We start from the raw sequence: 22,760 nt of genomic DNA on the forward strand, positions 1-22,760 counted from the left end.
CGGAATGTAACTGTCGAACGGCGATACGTTCCGACCCGCCGCCCCACCGTCCTCGCCCTTTCGGGTGATCTACTTCGTGAGGACTGACCGCGCCGGATAAGTGCGGCCGGGCCCAACCGCGACCATGCGATACCGGAAACTCGGGGGCTCGAACGTCGAGGTCAGCGAGGTCGGCTTCGGCGCGTGGACCGTCGGCACCGACTGGTGGGGCGACCGGAGCGAGCGCGAGAGCATCGAGATGCTTCGTCACGCCGCCGATCGGGGGATCACCTTCTTCGACACCGGCGACGTCTACGGCCACGGTCGGAGCGAGGAGCTCGTCGGCCAGGCGTTCGCCGACCGCCGCGACGAGGTCGCCATCGCCACCAAAGTCGGCTACGACTTCTACAACAACCCGCAGGCCGGCCACGGCGAACTTCCGAAGGTCATCACGCCCGAGTACATCCACGAGTCGGTCGAGAAGAGCCTCGACCGGCTCGACACCGACCACGTCGAACTCCTCCAGCTCCACAACGCGAACGTCGACGAGGTGGACGAGGACATCCTCGAAGCCCTCGACGAACTCAAGGAAGAAGGAAAAGTCGAAGCGCTCGGCTGGGCGCTCGGGCCCTCGATCGGCTGGCTCGCGGAGGGCGACGCGGCGATCGAGAACGAGTTCGACGCCGTCCAGGTGGTGTTCAACCTCTTCGAGCAGGTACCGGGTAAGCACTTCATCGAGACCATCGAGGACCTCGACACCGAGACCAGCCTCGTCCCGCGGGTGCCCCACTCCTCGGGGATCCTCAACGAGCAGGTCACCCCCGAGACCGAACTCGACGCCGGCGACCACCGGGGCTTCCGGCCCGACGAGTGGTACGACACCGGCTGGGAGAAGGTCGAACAGCTCCGATTCCTCGAACGCGACGGCGAGCGCACGATGGGCCAGGCCACGATCCAGTGGCTGCTCGCCCACGACGCGGTCGCCTCGGTGACGCCGACCTTCCGCACCGCCGCCGACATCAACGAGTGGGCCGCCGCGCCGGAGACCCCCCGACTCTCGGACGAGGAGTTCGAACGGGTCGCGGAGCTCCACGCGAACGACTACGGCATCACCCGCGACGACGGGATGCACGGCTTCCGGTCGTCGGTCGACGGCGCGGACCTCGACGCCGTCGGCGCGAAGTACGCTGGCGACTGACCGGTCGAGCGGATGTTCGGCACGGCCGCGACCGACTCCGCGACTTTTCCGTCGTTTCGCCGGCACCATCGCTCTTCGGTCTCGATTCTATCCGGTCACAACGCGCGAAAAAACGGTGGGGTCGGCTTATATGACGCGGTTCTGGAGGTAGTCGAGGTGTTTCGCGTTGTAGACGATCTTGACTTCGTCGGCCGCCGGCGACCCGATGCAGGTCAGGCGGACGTTGCGGTCCTCGACTTCCTCGTCCGAGAGGATCTGCTGCATGTCCATGTCGATCTCGCCCTCTTTGAGGATCGACGCGCAGTTCGCACACGCACCAGCGCGGCACGAGAACGGCCAGTCGTAGCCCTGTGCCTCGGCGGCTTCGAGGATGTACTCGGACTCGTTGACGTCGATGGAACCGTAATCCTCCTCGTCGAGTCCGGCGTCCGCGGCCTTCTCGAAGAGGTCGTCGTCCTCAACATCCCAGCCCTGGTCGTCGACCACTTCGTAGTTGACGTATTCTACGGTAGGCATCAATAGCTCGTTCTCCCCCAAAGGTGTTAGATGTTTTCGTTCCCGAATTCGGCTCGCCCAAACCTCAGCGCCGAGATCGAGGCTGATTCCGAGGTCCCGAATCGCGACCACGGCGCTGTCGGTCGTCCACCCGGAGCCGTCCGCCGCACATGCAGGGCGTTAAGGCCGCGCGACCGCCTACGCGACCCATGTACGATTCGTTCGAAGTCGTTCCCGCGGTCGATATCGAAGGTGGGCAGGTGGTCCAGCTCGTCGGCGGCGAGCGCGGTAGCGAGACCGCCTACGGCGACCCGGTCGAGGCGGCCGAACGCTGGGTCGCGGCGGGCGCGCGAACCCTCCACCTCGTGGACCTCGACGGGGCGTTCGACGGCGAGCGGCGCAACGCGACCGCGATCGAGCGGATCGTCGAGACCGTCGACGTCCCCGTTCAGCTCGGCGGCGGCATCCGGACCGCAGCCGACGCCCGCTCCCTCCTCGACGCCGGCGTCGACCGGGTGATCCTGGGGACGGCCGCGGTCGAGACCCCCGAGGTCGTCGCGGCGATCAGCGACACCCACCCCGAGAGCGTGGTCGTCAGTCTCGACGCCAGCGACGGCGAGGTCGTGGTCTCGGGCTGGACGGAGGGCACAGGAATAGACCCCGTCGAAGCCGCAGCGGGCTACGAGGAGCGCGGCGCGGCCGGGATCCTCTTCACCGACGTCGACGTCGAAGGCCGGCTCGAAGGCGTCCGCGCCGACCGTGTGCGCCGGCTCGCCGAGGCGGTCTCGGTCCCGGTCGTGGCGAGCGGCGGGGTCGAGACCCTCGACGACCTCGGAACCCTCCGCGACGCCGGCGCGAGCGCGGCCGTCGTCGGCACCGCGCTCTACGAGGGGCGGTTCACGCTCGAGGACGCCATCGCGGCGCTCGAAGGGGACTGAGCGCCACGCGACCGAGCAAAACCGCCTTATGCCCACTACGCCGAGGGCTCCCATGACCAGGCGTGCGACCGTCGAGCGCGAGACGGCCGAAACCACGATCGAGGTGACGCTCGCGGTCGACGGCGAGGGCGAGTCGACCACGGACACCGGGATCGGCTTCCTCGACCACATGCTGGACTCGTTCGCGAAACACGGCCTGTTCGACCTCGACGTCTCGTGTGACGGCGACCTCCACATCGACGACCACCACACGATCGAGGACGTCGCGATCGCGCTCGGGACGGCCCTCGACGAGGCGCTCGGCGACCGGGCGGGGATCCACCGGTTCGCCGATAGGCGAGTGCCGCTCGACGAGGCGGTCGCCGGGGTGGTGGTCGACGTCTCGGGTCGCCCGCTGTTCGAGTTCGAGGGGGAATTCTCCCAGGACCAAGTAGGAGAGTTCACGAGCGCGATGGCCCCCCACTTCTTCCGCTCGCTCGCGACGAACGCCAACCTGACCCTCCACACGGAGGTCGCCGGCGACAACGCCCACCACGAGATCGAGGCGCTGTTCAAGGCAGTTGCGCGGGCGCTCGATGACGCCACCCGACCCGACGACCGCCGCGAGGGGGCCCCGAGCACGAAAGGCACGCTCTGATGTTCGACGAGATCATGGCGAAGTTCGCGGGGAGCCCGGGCCAACAGGCCGTCGTCCGCCTCCTGCTCGAACGCGGCTTCTCGGTCAACGAGAGCGGGCGGGTGGTCTCGGGCGGGATCGAGATCCCGAACACCCAGGTCGCCGCGGAGGCCGGCGTCGACAGGCGCGTCGTGGACTCGACCACCGACGCGCTGCTGGCCGACGACGAACTCCGGCCCATCTTCCACAACATCTCGGCGGTGCCGAGTCTCCGCGACCTCGCGCCGGTGCTCGATCTGTCCGTCCTCACCGTCGAGGTCGCCGACGCGGAGGCCTCGGGGATCGTCGCCGCGGTCACGGGTGCGATCGCCGACCACGGAGTCTCGATCCGACAGACGATCAGCGAAGACCCGGAGTTCACCGACGTCCCGACGCTCTCGGTCATCACCGACGACCCGCTTCCGGGCGCGGTCCTCACCGAGATCCGGGAGATGGCGTTCGTCCGACGGCTCGAACTGGAGTGACCGAAACCTACCGAACCGTCGAGACCCGCGGCGAGGCCGCCTTCGAGGAGCGCGGCTCGCGGTTCGTCGGTCGTATCGCGCCGGTCGGGTCGGTCGACGAGGCGGAGGCGTTCATCGAGGGGATCGCGACCGACCACGCCGACGCGACCCACAACGTCCCCGCCTACCGGGTTCGGGCCGACCCGCTCCGTGAGTACGCGAACGACGACGGCGAGCCGGGCGGTTCGGCGGGCAAACCCGCGCTCACGGTGCTCCAGCGCGAAGAGCTCGAAAACGTCGCGGCCGTCGTCACCCGCTACTACGGCGGGACGAACCTCGGGGTCGGCGGCCTCGCGCGTGCCTACGCCCGCGCGGTGAAGGTGGCGGTCGAGGACGCGGGGGTCGTCGAGTCACGACCCCACGAGACGGTCGTCGTCGAGGTCGAGTACGACGACTCCGGCACCGTTCGCGGGATCCTCGAGAGCGCCGACGTCGAGTTCGAGGCGCGCTACGACGAACGCGTCGCGTTCCGGGTTCGGGTCCCGACGACCGAGAACGACGACCTCCGCGACCGACTCCTGAGCGCCACCAGCGGCCGGGCCGACATCGACGTGGAATAGTTCGGCCGGACGTTCTCTCGACCGCCGCCTCCGATCCGGACCGCGCGCCGGCCCAACCGGACCCCGAAAGGCCGATTCAGAGCCGCGAGAGCAGGACGTCGGGGTCCTCGATCCCCTCGATGAGCCGCTCCATGAACCGGTTCGCGGTCACGCCGTCGATGAGGCGGTGGTCGAAGGAGAGCGAGAGCGGGATTCTGGTTTGGACCTCGACCTCGCCGTCGACCGCGACCGGTTTGTCCGCGATCGGCTCGATACCCAGGATCGCGGCTTCGGGGTGGTTGATCACCGGCGTGCCACCCGTTCGGTGCTCCCCGTCGAGCGCCAGATTGGTGATCGTGAAGGTCCCGCCTTGGAGGTCCGAGATGTCGATCGAGCGCTCGCGGGCCTGCTCGGCGAGGTCGTTCAACTCCGTCGCGACCTCCACCAGCGACTTCTGGTCGACGTCCTCTATGACGGGGACCATCAGGCCGTCCTCGGTGTGTGTCGCGAAGCCGACGTTGTAGTAGTGCTTCTCGACGATCTCGCCGGTCGTATCGTCGATGCTCGCGTTCATCAACGGGAACTCCTTCAGCGCGGGGACGACCGCCTTCAGGAGGATCGGGGTGTAGGTGATGTGGACGTCGTGCTTTTCGTTCAGCCGCTCCTTCAGCGCGACGAGCTCTGTGGCATCCGCCTCGAACTCCGAGGTGAGGTGGGCGGTGACGGTCTTCGAGCGCGTCATGTTCTCCGCTATCCGCGCCCGCAACCCCGAGAGGTCGTAGCGTTCCGAGCGCGATTCGTCCTCGTCGACCGACGTCGGCTCGATGTCGACGCTCGGGTGCAGGTCTCCCGGTCCGCCCGACGCACCGGACTCGGCTTCCGCACTCTCGCCGCTTTCACCGCTCGCGTGCGCGTCGATGTCCTCGCGGAGCACCCGACCGTTGGGGCCCGACCCATCGACCTCGGCGAGATCGACGTCCTCCTCGCGGGCGTAGCGCCGGGTGCTCGGTGCGGCGAACACCCGTCCGTCGCTGGTCTCGGGCTCCGACTCCTCGGCTTCTTCCTCTTCCACCGATTCGGAGGCCGCCGAGCTTTCCTCGTCACCGTCGTCGACCCTCGTGGCGGCCTGTTTCGGTTCGTCGCCCTCGCTTTCCTCGTCCGCTTCACCTGTATCGTCCGCGGACTCCGCTTCGGCTTCGTCTTCTGAACCCTCCGATTCCTCGGTTCCCTCGTCCTCCGCTTCGGCTTCTTCGTCCGCCGACTCGTCCTCGTCGCCGTCGAAGACCACGATGACCGTGCCGACGTCCACCGTCTCGCCCTCCTCGGCGGTGATCTCCGTCACCGTCCCCGCGACCGGCGACGGGACTTCGGTGACGGCTTTGTCCGTTTCGACCTCCGCGAGCACGTCGTCCTCCGCGACCTCGTCGCCCTCCGCGACCTGCCAGGAGACGATCTCGGCCTCGGTGAGTCCCTCGCCGGGGTCCGGGAGTTCGAACTCGTAGCTCATCGCTCGTCCCCGATGGATCGGACCGCGGTTGTCGCCGTGCGGTTCGTGGGTCGGGTGTCTAACTCAGAATTCATAGTTCATCACCGCCTCGATGGCGTACTGCGCGCGTTCGGCGTCCGGCAGGTAGTCGTCCTCGATGTCGTGGCCCGGGAAGTGGACGTCGTAGCCCGTCGCCCGCTTGACGGGGGCTTTCAGGCGGTCGAGCGCGTACTCGTTGACCAGCGCCGAGAGTTCCGCGCCGAGGCCGAGGCTCCGGCGCGCCTCGTGGAGCACGACACACCGCCCCGTCTTCTTCACCGATTCGAGCACCGTCTCGACGTCGAGCGGGGCCAGCGACCGCATGTCCACGATCTCGACGTCGGCATCGACCGCCTCGCTCGCCGCGACCGCGTGGCGCACCATCGCGCCCCAGGTGAGGACAGTCACATCCTCGCCCTCCCGCACCAGTCGGGCCTCGTCGAGCGGCAGGGTGTACTCCTCCGTTGGCACTTCCTGACTCCCGCCGCGGTAGATCCGTTTGGGTTCGAGGAAGACGACAGGGTCGTCGTCCCGGATGCTCGCCGCGAGCAGCCCCTTCGCCTGATAGGGCGTGCTCGGACAGACCACCCGGACGCCCGGCGTGTGGGCGTAGTAGGTCTCGGTGGACTCCTGGTGGTATTCGAGGGCCTTGACCCCGCCACCGTAGGCCATCCGGAGGGTCATCGGGAGTTCGATGTCCCCGGCCGTCCGGTCGTACATCTTCACCATCGTGTACATGAACTGGCCGAAAGCGGGGTACGAGAAGCCCATGAACTGGATCTCGGGGACGACGCGCTCGCCCGCCATCGCCATCCCGACCGCCGTCCCCAGGATCCCGTTCTCCGTGAGCGGGGTGTCGATCACGCGCTCCTCGCCGTACTCCTCCAGCAAGCCCTGGGTCGCCCGGAAGACCCCGCCGATGGGGCCGATGTCGTAGCCGATCATCCGGACCGACGCTTCGCGCTCCATCTCCTGATGCAGAGTCCGATTCACCGCGGTCACGAGGTCGATCTCCTCGCTTTCGCCCTCGATCTCGTTGTCCGGGTCCGGGGCCGGGTAGATCTCACTCATCGAACCCCTCCCCGGTAAAGTCGGTGAACGGATTTTTACCACTCTGTTCGCGTTCGAGCTCTTTTCGCTGGTGGGCCTGCGCCCACGAGTCGCCGTGGAGGTGGTGGTCGAACATCCGCTCGGGCTCCGAATCAGGGACACCCCGTGCGGCCTCGACCGCCTCCGAGACCTCCTCGTCGAGCTCGGCCGCGATCTCCTCGGCGAGGTCGTCGTCGAGGATCCCTTCTTCCCGGAGGTAGCTCTCGTATCGGTCGAGCGGGTCACGGTCTTCCCACTCCTCGCGCTGTTCCTCGGGGTCGCGGTAGACGTCCGGGTTGTCGGAGGTGTTGTGTTCCTCCATCCGATAGGTCACACACTCGATGAACGTCGGCCCCTCCCCACTTCGAGCGCGCTCGACGGCTTCTTCGGCCGTCTCCCGAACGGCGAAGATGTCGTTGCCGTCGACGCGCTCGTGGGGCACGCCGTAGGCTTCGCCCTTCTGGGCGAAGGTCTCCGAGCCGGTTTGCCGGTGTGAGGGTTCGGAGATCGCCCACTGGTTGTTCTGACAGACGATCACGACCGGCGGCTCGAACACGCCGGCGAAGTTCATCGCGTCGTGGAACGCACCCTCGCTGGTGGAGCCGTCGCCGATGAACGCCATCGACACCGTGTCGCGGTCGTTGAACATGTCCGCCATCGCCATCCCGACCGCGTTGGTGGTGTTCACCCCCACCGGAGTGTAGTCCGGCGAGAAGTTCACGCCCGCCTCGACCGGGCCGAGCTCCTCCTCGATGGTCTCGGGTTCGGCCCCGATGGAGCCCGCGATGAGGTTGTCCATCGGGTAGTCCCAGTAGAGCAGCGCGGGGTTCTGTCGATAGGTGTAGAAGACCCAGTCGTCGGGCGCGAGCGCGGCGGCACACCCCAGCGGGGTGGCCTCCTCACCCCGCGACCGCGCGACGAGGCTCGCCTCGCCGCTCTGTTGCATCTTCAACATCTTCTCCTCCAGGGTCCGCGTGGCGACCATCGTGCGGTACATCCCCACGAGTTCGTCCTCGTCGAACTCGGGCGGGTCGCCGTCGAGCGCTCCCTCGGCGTCGAGAACCTGGTACTGTCCCTCCGGCGGCTCGTATTCCGTCCATTCTACCATGATTCGATCACGTACTCCGCTCGCGGTTCCTCGCCCGTCCTGCCGGTCGTGCGTACTCGCCGACCGGGAGATCGATACTCGTCAACGTCGAACACATCGACGCCAGCGGCTAAAAGCGACTCCCGGCACATTCAAGCCGACCATATACGCGACCGTCGCGCCCGCTCAATCGAGGAGGGCGACGAGGTCCGTCACGTCGTGGTCTTCGAGGTTCCTGACGACGTCGACGATCTCGTTTCGCCTCCTCTCGTCGTAGCGCTCGCGTGCCATCGTCCCGAACTTCTCCTCGACCTGCTCCCACGTCATCCGCTGGGTGGGGTGGCCGCTGAAGGCGTCCTTCTCGACGTGGCGCGTCGAGTCGTCCCCGAGCTCGATGTCGACCACGGCGGGCATCTCGCCGTTCTCGAAGCGCTCGGTGAGTTCGTCGTCCTCCTCGACCTCGACCTTCCGGAGGAGGGTCTGCACGTCCTCGCGCTGGATGCGCTCCTCGTCGTAGGCGTCGTTGGTGAGCTCGCGGTCGATGAGGGCTGCTGCCAGCATGTAGGGTAGGGAGTGGTCGGCCTGGGCTTTGGTCTCGACCTCGTAGCGGCTCCCCTCGCCGCCGCCGATGATGAGCTTCGCGCCGTGGAAGGTGTCGAGGTGGATCGAGTTGACCTGCTTGGGGTCGATGTCGGCGGTCTCGGCGAGCTCGATGACGCCCTCGACGGCGGACTGGGCGTAGGTCTCGGCGACGTAGCGTTTCGTCATGGTGTCGAAGACGCGCTCGCAGGCGGGATCGAGGTCGACCTCGAACTCGCCCGAGACGATCTGTTTCCAGCCCTTCTGCCCCTCGAAGAGGTTCACGGGGCCCTCCATACCGTTCGCGGCGAGGAGGGCGGAGTAGACCGCGTTCCGGGCGGCGTTCGCGCTCGCGATGCCCTTCCACTCGTTGATTCCGCCAGTCCTCGTGACCCGGAGCGCGTTGTGGGCCGTCCCGGCGATCCCGGCCGCGTTCCGGAGTTGCTCGTGGTCGAGCCCGAGGACCTTCCCGGCCCCCGCCGCCGCCGAGATCACGGTGTGGGTGACGTGGTCCCAGCCCTTGTCCCGAACCGGCGCGTTCCACGCGAGCTCGGCCTGGAGTTCGTAGGCCACTCCCACTGCCTCGATGAGATCTCGTCCGCTGGCGTCGGTGTACTCGCCACAGGCCACGAGGCTCGCGATGTTGTCGCTCGGGTGGGGCGTCTCGCCCGGCGCGAGGAACGAGTCCATGAAGTCGAGGTAGCGCGTGAGCGAGGTGTTGTACATCGCCGCGCCGGTCGGGCTGGCGCGGGTATCGGACCCCCAGAGCCGCGCCGCGTCACCCGCCGCGGTGGTCTCGACGGTGTCGCGAACGATCCGCGTCGCGTCGGCGTCCATCGCGCCGACCGCGATGCCGACCGAATCGAGCACGCGCTTCTTCAACTCCTCACGAACGTCCTCGGAGAAGTCGTCGTACGCGACCGACCTCACGAACCCCGCGATCTCGTCGGTGGTTGTCATACCTAGAGTTACTCCCGGACGGGGCAAAAGGATTGTCGCGCGTCCGGTCGGACGACGGCCACGCTGACGGAGTGGCTCCGTCCGTCGTTCGCGGGTCCGGTGGAGTCTTGTGAGTCGCACCCGTCGAGTTTCCCATGCAAGCTTCCGACCTACTCGTCAGATGTCTCGAAGTCGAGGGCGTCGACCGGGTGTTCGGCGTCCCGGGCGAGGAGCTGGAGGACATCCTGTTCTCGATGCGCGACTCGACGGTGGAGTTCGTCCCGGTCCGCCACGAACAGGGCGCGGCGTTCATGGCCGACGTCCACGGTCGGCTCACCGGCGAGGCCGGCGTCTGTCTCGCCACCCTCGGGCCGGGCGCGACGAACCTCCTCACCGGGGTCGCGGACGCCCACCTCGACAAGAGCCCGCTGGTCGCGATCACGGGACAAGGTGGCCTCGAACGCCTCCACCAGGAGAGCCACCAGCGCCTCGACGTGGTCGACCTCTTCGAGCCGATCACGAAGTGGAACACCCAGATCACGGAACCCGAGATCATCCACGAGTCGGTCCGGAAGGCGTTCAAACTCGCCGAGTACGAGAAACCCGGCGCGACCCACATCGAGTTCCCCGAGGACGTCGCGGCCGAGGAGGCCCACAACCGTCCGATCCGCCCCCGTGAACGCGTGCGCCGGCCCAGCCCCGACCAGAAGGCCGTCGAGCGCGCCGCCTCGCTGCTCGCCGACGCCGACCGCCCGATCGTTCTGGCCGGCAACGGCGGTATCCGCACCCGCTCGTCCGAACGCCTCCGCTCGTTCGTCGACGAGACGAACATCCCTGTAGTAGGAACCTACATGGGCAAAGGTGCCGTTTCGGACGCCGACGACCACTCGCTGTTCACCCTCGACTCGGGCGACGACGACCAGGCCCAGACCGCGATCGAGCGCGCCGACGTGGTGCTCGCCGTCGGTTACGACATCGCCGAGCACGACCCCGAGAACTGGAACCCCGACCTCGAAAAGCGGATCGTCCACCTCGACTTCGAACCCGCCGAGGTCTACGAGCACTACAACCCCCAGGCCGAGATCGTTTCGGATGTTTCAGCCGGTCTCCGGGCGATCCAGGAGTACGACGAGGCGATCGCCACCGACACCGACTGGTACGCCGACCTCCGGGAATCGATCCTCGACGACGTGACCCGCGAACCCGCCGAGGACGAGGCGTTCAGCGTCGAGCGCACGCTGCCCCTGCTCCGGGAGGCGATGGCCGACTCGGACGTGCTCCTCTCGGACACCGGCAGCCACAAGATGGCGATCGCCCAGAACTACCCGACCTACGAACCGAACACCTGCATCATCTCGAACGGGCTGGCGACGATGGGCATCTCAGTACCCGGCGCGGTGGCCGCCGACCTCGCCGTCGATTCGAACGTCGTCGCCGCGACGGGTGACGGCGGCTTCCTGATGAACGGTGCGGAGATCGAGACCGCGACCCGCTTGGGCTGTGGGTTCACCATCCTGCTGTTCAACGACAACGACTACGGGTTGATCTCCGAGAAACAGGAGGACCACCGGGACGAGAGCACCGGCACGAAGCTCTCGAACCCCGACTTCACGACCTTCGCCGAGAGCTTCGGGATCGAGGGATATCGGCCCGAGACGTGGGACGAGCTCGGTGAGACCCTCGAAACCGTGGTGCCCAGTGACGAAATGGCGCTCGTGGAAGTTCCGGTCGAATAACAAACGCGGCTTTCAGTCGGACGACCAGTTTGCTGTCGTTTCGGAACCGCGCTGATCGTAATACGATCTCGTTCGTTTTAGAACCGCGCTCTCGTTCGTTTTAGAACCGCGCTGATGCTGGTACAAATGAGAACCGCGAACCGCACAGCACCGACCACACGCCTCCCCAGCCGATTCGCTTCGTTCGGACTCCGTCCTCACTCGCTCATCCCTCGCACAGTGTCCGCGGTCGGCACTCGTTTCACTCGCGCACGACCGCGAGTGCGCGCCAACAGCACCACCCCACCGCAACCGCACCGCATGGCGGTTGACCGGATGCCGATTCAGGCGCGGGCGGTGGCCCAGATGGCGGTGAGCCCGAGCACGAGCGCGGGGACGAACGGCACCACGAGGAAGGTGTCGCGCCAGGTCAGCCCGAGCATGGCGAGGCTCTCGCCCGAGGCGGCCAGCCAGTAGATCGCCGCCGGTGCGACGATGAAGGCCAGGATCACCATTCCCACCAGCGTCCAGCCCCGCCAGTCGAACTCGCGGTCGGCCGCGCCGGCGGCGACCTCGTCGTACTCGGTTCGAGGACGGTCGGCCACAGGGTCGCGAACGGATTCGTCGCTCATCGCGCCCGGCCACACCCCATCCGACCCCGGCGTCGGCCCCGGTTCATACCGACTCGACGAGCGGGCCGAACAAAAGCGATGCGGGACGTTTTATTCGCGACGACCGATCCGAGCGCATGGCGGATTCCCACGATCACGATCACGACCACCACGACCACGGCGACGAACCCGACCACGCCCACCACGACTTCGGCCCGGTCGCCTTCGCGCTGATCACGGTCTCCACCTCCCGAAGCCTCGACGACGACCCCGCAGGCGACGCCATCGTGGCCGCGGTCGGGGACGACGGTGGCTCGGTCGCGACCCGCGAACTCGTCGACGACGACTACGACGGGATCCAGGGTCGAGTGAACTCCCTCGTCAATCGTGACGACGTGGACGTGGTCGTCACCACCGGCGGCACGGGCGTGACGCCCGACGACGTCACCGTCGAGGCGGTCGACCCCCTCTTCGACAAACGACTCCCCGGCTTCGGCGAACTCTTCCGGGCGCGCTCGCGCGAGGAGGTGGGCACCCGCGTGGTCGCCACCCGCGCCACGGCCGGGGTCATCGAGGGCGTCCCGGCGTTCTGCCTCCCCGGGAGCGAGAACGCGGCGAGCCTCGGGGCCGAGATCGTCACCGCGGAGGCGGGCCACCTCGCGGGGCTCGCGAAACGCGACGAGGACGTCGAGGACGAGAACGCGGACGACGGCGACAGCGATACGGACGCCGACTCGGATTCGGACGAGAGCTGAGTCAAGACGGCAGCGGACACAGGCTCGCCGTCAGCACCGCCACCGCGTCGGTCTCGTTGCGCGCGCCGTGGACCGCGCCGCGTTCGTTCGGGACCACGCCCGGTGCCGAAATCCGCTCTTCTTCGTCGTCGCGGGTCACGACCACCGTGCCGTCGAGGACGTGGAACACGTTGGTGGCGTCCTCGTGGGCGTGTGGCTCGACGGCCGCGCCGGGGCCCAGCACGAACGCCTTCACGAGCACGTCGTCGGTCACGAGGAGTTCCTCGGTCAGCACCTCGCCTTCGTCGGGGTCGAGGTCAGGGTAGGTATCGAGCACACCCAGAGCGCGGGGCGCGGACCGGGTAGCGCTTTCGCCGATCCGCGAAACTCTCCGCCGGGCCACAGTATATACGCCGGCCGGCCGTCGTCCGGACATGGAGTACGTTACCGTTCAGGACACCGAGATCCCGGCGCTCGGCCTCGGCACGTGGCGCATGAAGGGCCCGACCTGCCGACGTGCGGTCGCGACCGCGCTCGACTGTGGCTACCGCCACGTCGACACCGCCCAGATGTACGGCAACGAGCGCCAGGTCGGCGCGGCGATCTCCGGTGCGGCCGTCGACCGCGACGAGGTCTTCCTCACCACGAAGCTCGCGATGTCGAACCGCGACCACGACTCGGTGATCGAGTCCACGGAGACCAGCCTCCGGAAGCTCCAGACCGATTCGGTCGACCTCCTCCTGATCCACCAGCCGAATCGTGGGGTAGCGCTCGAAGAGACCCTCGGCGCGATGGACGAACTCGTCGACGACGGCCTCGTCGACCACATCGGGGTCTCGAACTTCGGCGTCGAACGCCTCCATTCCGCCTGTGAAATCGCCGACGCGCCGATCCTCACGAACCAGGTGATGTATCACCCATTCTGGGACCAGTCCACAGTCCTGGATTACTGCCAGATCCACGACATCATGCTGACGGCCTACAGCCCGCTGGCCCACGGCGGCGCGATCTCCGATCCGCTCCTGAACGAGATCGGCGCACGCTACGACAAGACGTCCGCCCAGGTCGCCTTCCGGTGGCTGATCCAACAGGAGAACGTCTCGACGATCCCGAAGTCCACCTCGCCGGAACACATCGAGGCCAACCTCGAAATCTTCGACTTCGAACTCACCGACGAGGAGATGCGGGCGATCCGACGGCCATCGGCCTCCCGGACCGCATCGAGCTTCGTCCGGGCGCGACTCCCGTTCTGACCCCGGGAGCTTTCCGCTCGCCGGTCGAAGGGACGGCATGGCGACCCAGCTCGCGGACGGTATCTGGTGGTTCGAACTCTCGGGCGTGAACGCCTACCTCGTCGAGGACGACGTGCTCACCCTCGTCGACGCCGGCACGCCGTTCGACGCCGCGACGATCGAGGCCGAGATCGAGGCAACGGGGCACCAAGTGAGCGAAATCGAACGCGTGCTGCTCACCCACTACGACTTCGACCACGTCGGCGCGCTCGCGAAACTCGACGACCTCGACGCCACGGTCTACGCCGGGCGGGCGGACGCGGCGGTCCTCACCGGCGACGAGAAGCCCCGACTCGGCAACCGAAAGGGTGCATTCCAGCGCGTTGCGGGCCCGTTCGTCGGCACCCCCGACCTCCCGGTCGAAGTCGTCGCCGACGGTGATACTGTGGGCTCCTTCACGGCCTACCACACACCGGGTCACACTCCCGGCCACACCACGTTCGTGAGCGAGACCCTCTCGGCGGGGTTCTTCGGCGACCTCGTCTTCGAGGGGTCCGGCCGGCTCACGCCCTCCGGGTGGGCGATGAGCCACGACACCGACACCGTCGCCGAGAGCATCCGGTCGGTCGACGAGCGCGTCCCCGCGTTCTCGGTGCTCGGGATGGGTCACGGGGTGCCGTTCGTCCGCGACGGCGACGCGCGCCTCGCGGACCTCGCCGCCGACCGCTGAAGAACCGGGACGCTTTGGTGCCGGACGACGAGGGATGGAACGATGAGTACCGACGACCTGCCGAACGGCTGGAGCCGAATCGAGGACACCGACCAACAGGGTGGCCAGTACAACCCACAGCAGCCGATCCAGTACGAGCGCGACTCCGTCGAGCTCCACCTCCAGCCCGCGACGAACGCCGCCGACACCGACCAGGACGTCTGGCAGGTGAACGCGATCCGCGAGACGGGCGACGGGCCGGACGTCCTCCGCGAGGAGATCGAGGGTCGCGACACCGCCATCGGCACCGCTCGCGAGTTCATGGAGACCTACAACGAGCGCCACGTCGAGGGTGACGAGAGCGTCGACGACCTGATCTCGTCGTTCTAACCGTCCGCCGCGAGTTCTTCGGCCACCGTTCGCGCGTCGAGCAGCGCGGGGTCGACGAGGAGGTCGGCTTGGCCCTTCGCGAACTCCGGCAACGAGTCGCGCGAGTAGACGACGATCCTGATCCGTCCCACCAGGTCCACGACCACCGGGATCGAGGTCGCCTGTTCGACGTCGGTGAGGACGAAGACGTCGGCCTCGCTGATACCGGCGTCTTCGAGCGCCGGCCGGTTGGCGATGCCCTCGACCCACGACACTCCTACTCCCTCGGCTTCGAGTGCGTCGCCGAGGCCGTCGAGGTCCGGACCCGCGACGACCGCTTTCTGGTCGGTCATTCTACTGCCTCGATCGCCCGTCGGGTTCTCGCTTTCGCTCCTGGTCGTAGGTCTTCGTATAGGCCACTGTCGAGTCGTCGAAATCGCGCGTCCGCTGCGTCGGACCCCGCCGCCGGCTCGCCGGTTGTATCGGCCCGCGAAACGACGAATCCGACCGCGACGGCGTAGACACCATCCGAGAAGTCGGACTGCCACGTGTCGAACGGGACGAGGTCCACCGGGGACGCCTCGACGTTCGTTTCCTCCCGGAGCTCGCGTGCCGCGGCCACCGCGAGGGGTTCGTCGTGCTCCACTGCACCGCCGGGCAACGCCCACGAGCCTTCGTGAGGCGGTCGTCCTCGCTGGACCAACAACACGTCTTCCCCGTCGACGACCGCGACGTTGGCCGCTACGCCCGGTTGCTGGAAGACGATCCGGTCACAGGCCTCGCAGTAGCGCCGGTCGCGCCCCTCGAATCGCGTCGACTCCAGCGGACTGCCGCATCGGGGACAGAACTCGGCGGGGAGTTTGGTCATCGCCGAGGAGCGACGCGAAGCGTCCACCTCACTCGTACTCGATGGTCGCGGGCGGTTTGTGGGTCACGTCGTAGACGACACGCGAGACGTTGTCGAGCGATCCCGTGATCCGGCTCTGGAGGCGCTGGAGGGTGTCCCAGTCGACTTCGAGCGCGCGCGCGGTCATGCCGTCCCGACTCTCGACCGCCCGCACGGAGACCACCCAGCCGTGGACCCGGTTGTCGCCCTTCACGCCCGTGGCCTTCCCGATGACCGCCGCGAGCGCCTGCCAGGGCTCGTAGTCGGCGTTCTCCAACTCCTCCTCGACGGCCTGGGTCGCCTCGCGCGCGACGTGGAGCTTCTCTTCGGTGACTTCGCCGAGCACTCGGACCGCGAGACCCGGACCCGGGAACGGCATCCGTTCGGCCACGAGGTCGTCGAGACCGAGTTCGCGCGCGACCTCACGGACCTCGTCCTTGTAGAGGTCGCGAACGGGTTCGACGATCCCCTCGAAGTCGACTCTGTCGGGGAGGCCGCCGACGTTGTGGTGGGACTTGATGTTGCCCTCCGACTCGATCCGGTCGGGGTAGATGGTGCCCTGGACGAGGTAGTCGGCGTCCGTCTCGCGCGCCTCGGTTTCGAGTTCGCGGATGAACCGCTCGCCGACGACGTGGCGTTTCTCCTCCGGGTCCGTCACGCCCGCGAGCGCGTCGAGGAACCGCTCCTGGGCGTGGACGACCTGGAGGCTCTCCATGTAGGAGAAGGTCTCCTCGACCTGTTCGGTCTCGCCCTTGCGCATCAGCCCGGTGTCGACGTAGACGGGGGTCAGCCGGTCGCCGAGCGCCTCGTAGGCCAGCGCCGCCGCCACGGACGAGTCCACACCGCCGGAGAGCGCGATCACCGCGCTCGCGTCGCCGACGTCGGCCTCGATCCCCGCGACCGCCTCGTCGATGAATTCCTCTGGGTCGACCATCAGGCTTCGACCTCGGCGCTCTCGTTCTGGCTCTCTTCCTCGATGGCCGCGTCGAGCAACCCGACGAACGGCGGGCTCGCCCGACCGGGCCGCGAGCGGAACTCGGGGTGGAACTGCGTGCCGAAGAAGAACGGGTGGTCGTCGAGTTCGAGGACCTCCATCCGATTGTTCGCCCGGCCCGAGAAGCGGAGCCCCTCCGCCTCCAGGTCGTCGATGTACTCGGGGTTGACCTCGTAGCGGTGGCGGTGGCGTTCGGTACACGACTCGCCGTAGAGCTCGGCCGCAAGCGTCCCCGGCTGGATGTCGGTCGCGTGCGCGCCGAGACGCATCGTCCCACCGAGGTCCTCGACGTCGTACTGCTCGGGCAGTAGTCCGATCACGGGGTGGGGGGTTTCGGGGACCATCTCGGTCGAGTGGGCTCCTTCCAGTCCGAGGACGTTTCTGGCGTACTCGATCACGGCCATCTGGAAGCCGAGACAGAGCCCGAGGTAGGGCACCTCGTTCTCGCGGGCGTACCGCGCGGCGTCGATCTTCTCGCGCGTGCCGCGCGTCCCGAACCCGCCGGGGACCACGATGGCGTCGGCCTCTCGAACCCGGCGCTGGTGGGTGTTCGCCATCTCCTCGGCGTCGACCCAGAGCACCTCGACCTCGACGCCGTGTTCGAGGCCCGCGTGCTTCAACGCCTCGTGGATCGAGAGGTAGGCGTCTTCGAGCGCGTACTTCCCGACGAGCGCCACCTTCACCGTCCCGGACTTCTCGCGGGTCACGACGTCGCGCCACCAGCCCGCGCGTTCGGCGGCCGGCTGTGCCGCGTCCTCGATATTCAGGCGCTCCATGACGTGCTCGTCGAGCCCCTCCTCCTCGACGACGAGGGGGACGTGGTAGATGTCCTCGACGTCGGGGTTCGAGAAGACCGCCTCCGTGGGCACGTCACAGAACAGCGCGATCTTCTCCTTGGTGTCGGGGTCGAGTTTCTCCTCACACCGCCCGACCACGATGTCGGGCTGGAGCCCGATCGAGCGGAGCTCCTTCACGCTGTGCTGGGTGGGCTTGGTCTTCTGCTCGCCGTTCTTCGAGAAGGGAACGAGGGTGACGTGCGCCAGCAGGACGTCTTCCTCGTTCTCCTCGTGCGTGAACTGTCGGATCGCCTCGTAGTACGGACCGCCCTCGATATCTCCAACCGTTCCGCCGACCTCGATGAGACAGACGTCGTGGCCCGCGGCGGCCTCCCGGATCCGGCGTTTGATGTCGTCGGTGATGTGGGGAATTATCTGTACTGTTTTCCCGAGATAGTCGCCGGCGCGCTCCTTCTCGATGACGTTCTTGTAGAGTTTGCCAGTCGTAATATTCTGGTCGAAGCTCATGTCCTCGTCGAGGAAGCGTTCGTAGTTCCCCAGATCCAGGTCGACTTCGCCGCCGTCATTTAGTACATATACCTCGCCGTGCTGGTAGGGGTTCATCGTGCCCGCGTCGACGTTGAGATAGGGGTCGATCTTGACGGCCGTGACGTCGAAACCGGCGTTCTCGAGGAGACGGCCCGTGCTCGCCGCGGTGATTCCCTTCCCGAGGCCGCTCATCACGCCCCCGGTGACGAAAACGAATTTGGGTCCCCCGTCGGGACTCGCGGAGTTTGTCGGCATAGCAACGGTCTGCAACCGGAGGACAAAATGGTTTCGGAGGTCCAGTCCATCCATGACACGTCTCACGCACGGGTGCTGGACGGGATGAGCGCCCGACACGATCTCGTCGCCGGCGCGAAGGCCACCGCCCCGCTCCTCCTCGGGGTCCTCCCGTTCGGGCTGATCGTCGGGGTGACCGCCTCGAACGTCGGGCTCTCGCCCGTCGAGATGGTCGGGATGTCGGTTCTCGTCTTCGCCGGCGCGGCCCAGCTCGCGGCCATCGACCTCATGGGGCAGGGCGCGCCCGTCGCGGTGGTGGTCATGACGGCCGTCGTCATGAACGTCCGGCACACCATGTACAGCGCGTCGATCGCGCCGTACTTCCGGCGGCTCAGCGGCCCCGCCAAGTGGGCCAGCGCGTACTTCCTCAACGACGAGACCTACGCGGTCGCCATCACCGAGTTCCGGAACTCGGGGCCCGACGTCCAGCATCACAAGCGGTTCTACCTCGGCTCCGGGGTCGCGATGCTGACGACCTGGGTCGTGAGCACCGCGCTCGGGATCGTCCTCGGGGCGAACCTCCCCGCGGGGCTCTCCCTGGAGTTCGCCATCCCGCTCACCTACCTGGCGCTGCTGTTCACGACGCTCGACGACCGCTCGACCGTGGTCGCCGCGCTCGTCGCGGCCGGCGTGAGCCTCGTCGCCGCCGTCCTGCCGTTCAACCTGAGCCTCGTCGCGGCGGCGCTCGTCGGGATCGCCGCCGGCGTGGCGGTCGAGGTCTACCGGGGGACCTTCCCGACGGTCGACCGGGAACCGCGGTCGGACAGCGGGGCGGACACGACGAAGGAGGGGTCGGGATGACGGCCGAATACACCACGACGGCGGTCTGGTTGGTCATCGCCGTCGTCGGGGGTGCGACGTACCTGTTCCGGCTCTCCTTCCTCCCATTGATCGGTCGGCTGGAACGGGTGCCGCCGCGGCTCACGGGCACCCTCCGGTTCATCCCGGTGACGGTGTTCGCCGCGCTCGCCGTCCCCTCGCTACTCTCGCTTTCGGCCGCACCGACGCCACACCTCGTCTACGAACCGGCGAAGCTCCTCGCGGCCGGGGTCGCCGTGGTGGTTGCGTGGCGAACGAAGAACATGCTCGCGACCATCGGCATCGGGATGGTCGTGCTCTGGACCGTGCAGCTGCTGCTCTGAGCTTCGCTCACCGAACCAGGTCCAACGGGCTATCGGGGTGACTACCACTCGGTGAGCGCGCCGCGGCCGTGGGCGCGCACGAGGGCGAACAGAAAGCTGAGGGAGCCGGTGACGGCGACCACCCCACCGAGGTAGAACACCCACGCCATCCCGACCGAGCTCATCAGCCAGCCGCCGACGACGGGGGCGAGGAGGCTGCCGGGTCGCCAGACGAGGTCGCGGATCCCGAAGCTTGCGGCCACGCCACTTTCGTCGTCGTCGCTCCCCTCGTCGGCGAACAGCGCCATGCTCGCGGGTTCGCGGAAGGCCTCGGTGACGCCGAGCAGGGCGTTGAGTACCAGAAGGGGTACGAACGCGGCCGAGACGTAGCCGACCGCGGGGATCGCATCGGGGAGGCCGAGCGCCGTCCCGACGGCGGGGGTGAAGGGCACGGCGAGCGCGACGATCCCGTACGTCCCGCCGCCGACGAAGACGAACAGCGCGCGACCGTAGCGGTCCGAGAGCGACCCAATAGTCGGTTGGAGCACGAGGTTCGCGAGCTTCTCGGCAGTGATCACGAGCGTGACGGCGATCGGGACCATTTCGAGCCCGCCGCGGGCGGCCACAACGCCTGCAAAGAGCGGCACCCACGTCCGGACGAGGGTGACGGCGACCGAGTACTGCGCCCGGAAGACGCTGAGGGTGCGGATGCGGCGGTTGAACGCGAGGCCGGTGAAGGGGATCCCACGAATCGTGGTCTCGTCGGGTTCGAGCACGAAGACGACCGCGAGGAAGGTGACGACGTAGAGCGCGACGAGGGGCCAGAAGACGAGCGCGAAGCCAGAGTGCTGGTAGACCACGCCGGCGGTGAGGCTCCCCGCGATGGCGGCGGCGAAGCGTGCGGCGTTCGACTTCCCGATGACGTTCGCGCGGGTCTCCTTGCTGGCGAGTTCCCCGACGAACGCGAGCGTCAGGAGACCGATCCCGACGACCACGATGCCCTGGAGCGCGCGGATGCCGACGAGGGTCGCCGGCGAGACGACCTGTGTGAACAGCGCGTAGACCACGGCCCCGACGGCGAGACAGCCGCCGAGCACGACGCGTTTGTCGTAGCGGTCGCCCGCCCACGCCAGCGGCACGACCGCGAGGAACTGGGCGGCGGTGAAACCTGAGTAGAACAGCCCGGTCGTCAGCCCCGAGGCGTGGAGCCGGTTGACGTAGTAGGGGAGGAGGACGATGAGCGTCGAGTAGCCGAAGCGCCCCGCGAACCGAACGAGATAGAGCGCGAAAAACTGGCTTCGACGGTCGGTGGCGGTGGACACTGCGCCCCGTTGTCGAAGCCCCGAAAAGCACGTTTCGCTTTGCGTCCGCCCCGACCTGCGCTCGGCTCGATTCGCCGAGGTCAACACCCTTAATCGCCTCCCACGCCTCCGTTCGCGTAGTGTCACTCGCCATCTCGACGACCGATCTCACGAAGAACTACGGCGACGTGCAGGCGCTCGACGGCCTCTCGCTCGACATCGAGCAGGGCGAGTTCTTCGGCTTGCTCGGCCCGAACGGCGCGGGCAAGACCACCTTCATCAACATCCTCGTCGGGCTGGTCTCGAAGTCCGGCGGCGAGGCGCTGGTGTTCGGCAACGACGTCGAGGCCGACTACCGCGAGGTCCGCTCGCGGATCGGCCTCGCCCCCCAGGAGTTCAACGTCGACCGGTTCTTCCCGGTTCGCGAGGTCCTGCTCCACCAGGCGGGCTATCACGGCGTCAGTGGGGAAGAAGCCCGCCGCCGGGCCGACGAGGCGCTCAAAACGGTCGGTATCTACGAGAAGCGAAACTCCAGATTCGACTGGCTCTCCGGCGGGATGAAGCGCCGGTTCATGCTCGCCCGCGCGCTGGTCTCGGACCCGGACCTCCTGATCCTCGACGAACCCACCGCGGGCGTCGACGTCGAACTCCGCCACGACCTCTGGGAGATCATCACCGACCTCAACGAGGACGGATTGACGGTGCTCCTGACGACCCACTACATCGAGGAGGCCGAACAGCTCTGTGACGAGGTCGCCATCATGGACCAGGGTCAGAAGGTCACCGTCGCGAGCCCGGCGGACCTGATGGCGAAAGGCGACGACACCGTCCGCCTCCGACTCCGCGACCCGCCGACCTCGACCCCGGCCGTCACGGACGACCGCGTCACCGACGTCGACCTCGACGGCGACCTCCTCACCGTCTCGGCCGCTTCGGGTGGCGAGGTCACCCCGGCGCTCGTTCGCGACCTCGACCGCCAGGGCCACACCGTGGTCGACGTCGACATCTCGCGGACGTCGCTCGAAGAGGTGTTCATCTCGCTGACGAGCCACGACGAGGAGCCGGCGACCGGCGACCCCGACGGCCCCGAACGCGATGCCGAGGCCGCCACCCCGCCGGGGGCCTCGCAGTGAGCGTAGTCTCGACGGGCGCGCGAACCCTGCTCCGGCGCGAGGTGCTCCGGTACGTCCGGCGGCCGTGGAACACGTTTCTCCCTCCTGTCATCACCAACGCGCTCTACTTCGTGGTCTTCGGGGTGATCCTCGGCGGGCGGATCAACGCGACCGGCGGGACGCCCTACATCCTGTTCATCCTCCCGGGGCTCGTCGTGCTCGGCGCGACCAGCGACGCCTTCCAGAACGCCTCCTTCACCATCTTCCACGGTCGCTGGAACGCCTACATCCACGAGGTCCAGACCGCACCGCTCTCGTACGTCGAGATGGTCGGCTCGTACATCTCCGCGAGCGCGCTCCGCGGGATCGTGATCGCGGCGCTCGTCACGCTCGTCGGCGTGATCTTCACGAACCTCGACCCCGGCGTGCCGCCGGTGGGCACGGCCCACCCGGTCTACACCGTGGGCTTCGTGCTCGTGATCACGGTGCTCTTCGCGGCCTTCGGGGTTCTCGGCGGGCTCTGGGCCGAGGACTTCGACTACCTCACGGTGATGAACCAGTTCATCATCCGGCCGCTGGTGTTCTTCGGGGCGGTCTTCTACCCGCTCTCGGCGCTGCCCCCCATCTGGCAGACCGTCTCGCTCCTCAACCCGATGGTCTACATGGTCGACGGTCTGCGGTACGGTTTCCTCGGAACCGCGGACATCGACCCGACGGTCTCGCTCGCCGTCCTCGCCGTCGCGGCGGCGGTGATGGTCGGGGTCGACGTCCTGCTGTTCAAACGCGGCTACGGGCTGACGGACTGAGGCG

At 67.7% G+C, this 22,760-nt stretch carries 26 protein-coding genes; 14 read left to right on the forward strand and 12 right to left on the reverse strand.

Features of this window, described 5'->3' with window-relative positions:
* The first annotated feature begins 124 nt into the window (after positions 1-124).
* The gene (locus tag D3261_RS15905) at positions 125-1,177 is read left to right on the forward strand and encodes an aldo/keto reductase (RefSeq protein WP_120074061.1); all 1,053 of its coding nucleotides are present in this window, start codon (positions 125-127) and stop codon (positions 1,175-1,177) included.
* A gap of 126 nt (positions 1,178-1,303) precedes the next feature.
* On the opposite strand, the gene fer is transcribed toward D3261_RS15905, so the two are convergent.
* Positions 1,304-1,693 (reverse strand): ferredoxin Fer, encoded by a 390-nt coding sequence (gene fer / locus D3261_RS15910; RefSeq protein WP_120074063.1) that lies wholly within the window; start codon positions 1,691-1,693, stop codon positions 1,304-1,306.
* 188 nt (positions 1,694-1,881) lie between these two features.
* Here fer and hisA point away from each other — a divergent pair, with 188 nt between their 5' ends.
* The 4 genes from hisA to D3261_RS15930 are packed head-to-tail and all read left to right on the forward strand — an operon-like array spanning position 1,882 to position 4,349.
* Entirely contained in the window at positions 1,882-2,610 is a 729-nt protein-coding gene (gene hisA, locus D3261_RS15915; protein WP_120074065.1) for a 1-(5-phosphoribosyl)-5-[(5-phosphoribosylamino)methylideneamino]imidazole-4-carboxamide isomerase, read from the forward strand.
* A gap of 52 nt (positions 2,611-2,662) precedes the next feature.
* Complete coding sequence (gene hisB / locus D3261_RS15920) at positions 2,663-3,247, forward strand: imidazoleglycerol-phosphate dehydratase HisB (protein WP_120074067.1); 585 nt, start codon at positions 2,663-2,665, stop codon at positions 3,245-3,247.
* Positions 3,247-3,750: an amino acid-binding protein gene (locus D3261_RS15925; protein ID WP_120074069.1), complete on the forward strand. Its 504-nt coding sequence runs from the start codon at positions 3,247-3,249 to the stop codon at positions 3,748-3,750. Before hisB ends, D3261_RS15925 begins: the two co-directional genes overlap by 1 nt.
* Complete coding sequence (locus D3261_RS15930; RefSeq protein WP_120074070.1) at positions 3,747-4,349, forward strand: YigZ family protein; 603 nt, start codon at positions 3,747-3,749, stop codon at positions 4,347-4,349. Before D3261_RS15925 ends, D3261_RS15930 begins: the two co-directional genes overlap by 4 nt.
* A 76-nt stretch (positions 4,350-4,425) precedes the next feature.
* Here the strand turns inward: D3261_RS15930 and D3261_RS15935 are convergent, their stop codons facing one another.
* From D3261_RS15935 to D3261_RS15950, 4 genes are all read right to left on the reverse strand, one after another.
* Entirely contained in the window at positions 4,426-5,835 is a 1,410-nt protein-coding gene (locus tag D3261_RS15935; protein WP_120074072.1) for a dihydrolipoamide acetyltransferase family protein, read from the reverse strand.
* 63 nt (positions 5,836-5,898) lie between these two features.
* Entirely contained in the window at positions 5,899-6,924 is a 1,026-nt protein-coding gene (locus D3261_RS15940) for an alpha-ketoacid dehydrogenase subunit beta (protein WP_120074074.1), read from the reverse strand.
* The gene (locus D3261_RS15945) at positions 6,917-8,050 is read right to left on the reverse strand and encodes a thiamine pyrophosphate-dependent dehydrogenase E1 component subunit alpha (protein ID WP_120074076.1); all 1,134 of its coding nucleotides are present in this window, start codon (positions 8,048-8,050) and stop codon (positions 6,917-6,919) included. The genes D3261_RS15940 and D3261_RS15945 overlap by 8 nt, the downstream gene beginning before the upstream one ends.
* A 165-nt stretch (positions 8,051-8,215) precedes the next feature.
* Entirely contained in the window at positions 8,216-9,568 is a 1,353-nt protein-coding gene (locus D3261_RS15950) for an MmgE/PrpD family protein (protein WP_120074077.1), read from the reverse strand.
* 134 nt (positions 9,569-9,702) lie between these two features.
* On the opposite strand from D3261_RS15950, the gene D3261_RS15955 reads away from it, so the two are divergent.
* Positions 9,703-11,283: an acetolactate synthase large subunit gene (locus tag D3261_RS15955; RefSeq protein ID WP_120074079.1), complete on the forward strand. Its 1,581-nt coding sequence runs from the start codon at positions 9,703-9,705 to the stop codon at positions 11,281-11,283.
* A 323-nt stretch (positions 11,284-11,606) separates the two neighbouring features.
* On the opposite strand, the gene D3261_RS15960 is transcribed toward D3261_RS15955, so the two are convergent.
* Positions 11,607-11,894 (reverse strand): hypothetical protein, encoded by a 288-nt coding sequence (locus tag D3261_RS15960; protein WP_120074081.1) that lies wholly within the window; start codon positions 11,892-11,894, stop codon positions 11,607-11,609.
* Positions 11,895-12,010: 116 nt separating this feature from the next.
* On the opposite strand from D3261_RS15960, the gene D3261_RS15965 reads away from it, so the two are divergent.
* Complete coding sequence (locus D3261_RS15965) at positions 12,011-12,628, forward strand: molybdenum cofactor biosynthesis protein B (protein WP_120074083.1); 618 nt, start codon at positions 12,011-12,013, stop codon at positions 12,626-12,628.
* 1 nt (position 12,629) lies between these two features.
* Here D3261_RS15965 and D3261_RS15970 read toward each other — a convergent pair whose 3' ends face one another.
* Positions 12,630-12,944 carry a cupin domain-containing protein gene (locus D3261_RS15970; protein WP_120074085.1) on the reverse strand — a complete coding sequence of 105 codons (315 nt, stop codon included), beginning with the start codon at positions 12,942-12,944 and terminating at the stop codon, positions 12,630-12,632.
* Between the two features lie 97 nt (positions 12,945-13,041).
* Between D3261_RS15970 and D3261_RS15975 the strand changes: the two genes are divergently transcribed.
* The 3 genes from D3261_RS15975 to D3261_RS15985 are packed head-to-tail and all read left to right on the forward strand — an operon-like array spanning position 13,042 to position 14,938.
* A complete protein-coding gene (locus D3261_RS15975) occupies positions 13,042-13,860 on the forward strand; it encodes an aldo/keto reductase (protein ID WP_120074087.1) in 819 nt (272 codons plus the stop codon).
* Between the two features lie 37 nt (positions 13,861-13,897).
* The gene (locus tag D3261_RS15980; protein WP_120074089.1) at positions 13,898-14,569 is read left to right on the forward strand and encodes an MBL fold metallo-hydrolase; all 672 of its coding nucleotides are present in this window, start codon (positions 13,898-13,900) and stop codon (positions 14,567-14,569) included.
* Positions 14,570-14,611: 42 nt separating this feature from the next.
* The gene (locus D3261_RS15985) at positions 14,612-14,938 is read left to right on the forward strand and encodes a hypothetical protein (RefSeq protein WP_120074091.1); all 327 of its coding nucleotides are present in this window, start codon (positions 14,612-14,614) and stop codon (positions 14,936-14,938) included.
* Here D3261_RS15985 and D3261_RS15990 read toward each other — a convergent pair.
* From D3261_RS15990 to D3261_RS16005, 4 genes are read right to left on the reverse strand one after another with little or no spacing between them, the layout of a single operon-like run.
* A complete protein-coding gene (locus tag D3261_RS15990; RefSeq protein ID WP_120074093.1) occupies positions 14,935-15,270 on the reverse strand; it encodes a CTP synthetase in 336 nt (111 codons plus the stop codon). The two genes, D3261_RS15985 and D3261_RS15990, sit on opposite strands and share 4 nt — an antisense overlap.
* Positions 15,267-15,785, reverse strand: a complete 519-nt coding sequence (locus D3261_RS15995) for an NUDIX domain-containing protein (protein ID WP_147464986.1) — start codon at positions 15,783-15,785, stop codon at positions 15,267-15,269. The genes D3261_RS15990 and D3261_RS15995 overlap by 4 nt, the downstream gene beginning before the upstream one ends.
* 28 nt (positions 15,786-15,813) lie before the next feature.
* A complete protein-coding gene (gene guaA, locus D3261_RS16000; protein WP_120074097.1) occupies positions 15,814-16,737 on the reverse strand; it encodes a glutamine-hydrolyzing GMP synthase in 924 nt (307 codons plus the stop codon).
* Entirely contained in the window at positions 16,737-18,377 is a 1,641-nt protein-coding gene (locus tag D3261_RS16005) for a CTP synthase (RefSeq protein ID WP_120074099.1), read from the reverse strand. Before D3261_RS16005 ends, guaA begins: the two co-directional genes overlap by 1 nt.
* 27 nt (positions 18,378-18,404) lie before the next feature.
* Between D3261_RS16005 and D3261_RS16010 the strand changes: the two genes are divergently transcribed.
* Both D3261_RS16010 and D3261_RS16015 read left to right on the forward strand, forming a co-directional pair.
* A complete protein-coding gene (locus tag D3261_RS16010) occupies positions 18,405-19,217 on the forward strand; it encodes an AzlC family ABC transporter permease (protein ID WP_233554018.1) in 813 nt (270 codons plus the stop codon).
* Positions 19,214-19,558, forward strand: a complete 345-nt coding sequence (locus D3261_RS16015) for an AzlD domain-containing protein (protein WP_120074101.1) — start codon at positions 19,214-19,216, stop codon at positions 19,556-19,558. The genes D3261_RS16010 and D3261_RS16015 overlap by 4 nt, the downstream gene beginning before the upstream one ends.
* Before the next feature lie 41 nt (positions 19,559-19,599).
* Here the strand turns inward: D3261_RS16015 and D3261_RS16020 are convergent, their stop codons facing one another.
* The gene (locus tag D3261_RS16020) at positions 19,600-20,859 is read right to left on the reverse strand and encodes an MFS transporter (protein WP_120074102.1); all 1,260 of its coding nucleotides are present in this window, start codon (positions 20,857-20,859) and stop codon (positions 19,600-19,602) included.
* A 119-nt stretch (positions 20,860-20,978) separates the two neighbouring features.
* Here D3261_RS16020 and D3261_RS16025 point away from each other — a divergent pair, with 119 nt between their 5' ends.
* Complete coding sequence (locus tag D3261_RS16025) at positions 20,979-21,971, forward strand: ABC transporter ATP-binding protein (RefSeq protein WP_120074104.1); 993 nt, start codon at positions 20,979-20,981, stop codon at positions 21,969-21,971.
* Positions 21,968-22,756, forward strand: a complete 789-nt coding sequence (locus D3261_RS16030) for an ABC transporter permease (protein WP_120074106.1) — start codon at positions 21,968-21,970, stop codon at positions 22,754-22,756. The genes D3261_RS16025 and D3261_RS16030 overlap by 4 nt, the downstream gene beginning before the upstream one ends.
* Positions 22,757-22,760 lie beyond the last annotated feature (4 nt).

It is taken from the genome of Halococcus sp. IIIV-5B, assembly GCF_003602035.1.
Classification (GTDB): domain Archaea; phylum Halobacteriota; class Halobacteria; order Halobacteriales; family Halococcaceae; genus Halococcus; species Halococcus salsus.

Coding starts and splice junctions, on each gene's coding strand:
- D3261_RS15905 (WP_120074061.1), top strand. CDS start 125: ATGCGATACCGGAAACTCGGGGGCTCGAACGTCGAGGTCAGCGAGGTC.
- fer (WP_120074063.1), bottom strand. CDS start 1,693: ATGCCTACCGTAGAATACGTCAACTACGAAGTGGTCGACGACCAGGGC.
- hisA (WP_120074065.1), top strand. CDS start 1,882: ATGTACGATTCGTTCGAAGTCGTTCCCGCGGTCGATATCGAAGGTGGG.
- hisB (WP_120074067.1), top strand. CDS start 2,663: ATGACCAGGCGTGCGACCGTCGAGCGCGAGACGGCCGAAACCACGATC.
- D3261_RS15925 (WP_120074069.1), top strand. CDS start 3,247: ATGTTCGACGAGATCATGGCGAAGTTCGCGGGGAGCCCGGGCCAACAG.
- D3261_RS15935 (WP_120074072.1), bottom strand. CDS start 5,835: ATGAGCTACGAGTTCGAACTCCCGGACCCCGGCGAGGGACTCACCGAG.
- D3261_RS15940 (WP_120074074.1), bottom strand. CDS start 6,924: ATGAGTGAGATCTACCCGGCCCCGGACCCGGACAACGAGATCGAGGGC.
- D3261_RS15945 (WP_120074076.1), bottom strand. CDS start 8,050: ATGGTAGAATGGACGGAATACGAGCCGCCGGAGGGACAGTACCAGGTT.
- D3261_RS15950 (WP_120074077.1), bottom strand. CDS start 9,568: ATGACAACCACCGACGAGATCGCGGGGTTCGTGAGGTCGGTCGCGTAC.
- D3261_RS15955 (WP_120074079.1), top strand. CDS start 9,703: ATGCAAGCTTCCGACCTACTCGTCAGATGTCTCGAAGTCGAGGGCGTC.
- D3261_RS15960 (WP_120074081.1), bottom strand. CDS start 11,894: ATGAGCGACGAATCCGTTCGCGACCCTGTGGCCGACCGTCCTCGAACC.
- D3261_RS15965 (WP_120074083.1), top strand. CDS start 12,011: ATGGCGGATTCCCACGATCACGATCACGACCACCACGACCACGGCGAC.
- D3261_RS15975 (WP_120074087.1), top strand. CDS start 13,042: ATGGAGTACGTTACCGTTCAGGACACCGAGATCCCGGCGCTCGGCCTC.
- D3261_RS15980 (WP_120074089.1), top strand. CDS start 13,898: ATGGCGACCCAGCTCGCGGACGGTATCTGGTGGTTCGAACTCTCGGGC.
- D3261_RS15985 (WP_120074091.1), top strand. CDS start 14,612: ATGAGTACCGACGACCTGCCGAACGGCTGGAGCCGAATCGAGGACACC.
- D3261_RS15990 (WP_120074093.1), bottom strand. CDS start 15,270: ATGACCGACCAGAAAGCGGTCGTCGCGGGTCCGGACCTCGACGGCCTC.
- D3261_RS15995 (WP_147464986.1), bottom strand. CDS start 15,785: ATGACCAAACTCCCCGCCGAGTTCTGTCCCCGATGCGGCAGTCCGCTG.
- guaA (WP_120074097.1), bottom strand. CDS start 16,737: ATGGTCGACCCAGAGGAATTCATCGACGAGGCGGTCGCGGGGATCGAG.
- D3261_RS16005 (WP_120074099.1), bottom strand. CDS start 18,377: ATGCCGACAAACTCCGCGAGTCCCGACGGGGGACCCAAATTCGTTTTC.
- D3261_RS16010 (WP_233554018.1), top strand. CDS start 18,405: ATGGTTTCGGAGGTCCAGTCCATCCATGACACGTCTCACGCACGGGTG.
- D3261_RS16015 (WP_120074101.1), top strand. CDS start 19,214: ATGACGGCCGAATACACCACGACGGCGGTCTGGTTGGTCATCGCCGTC.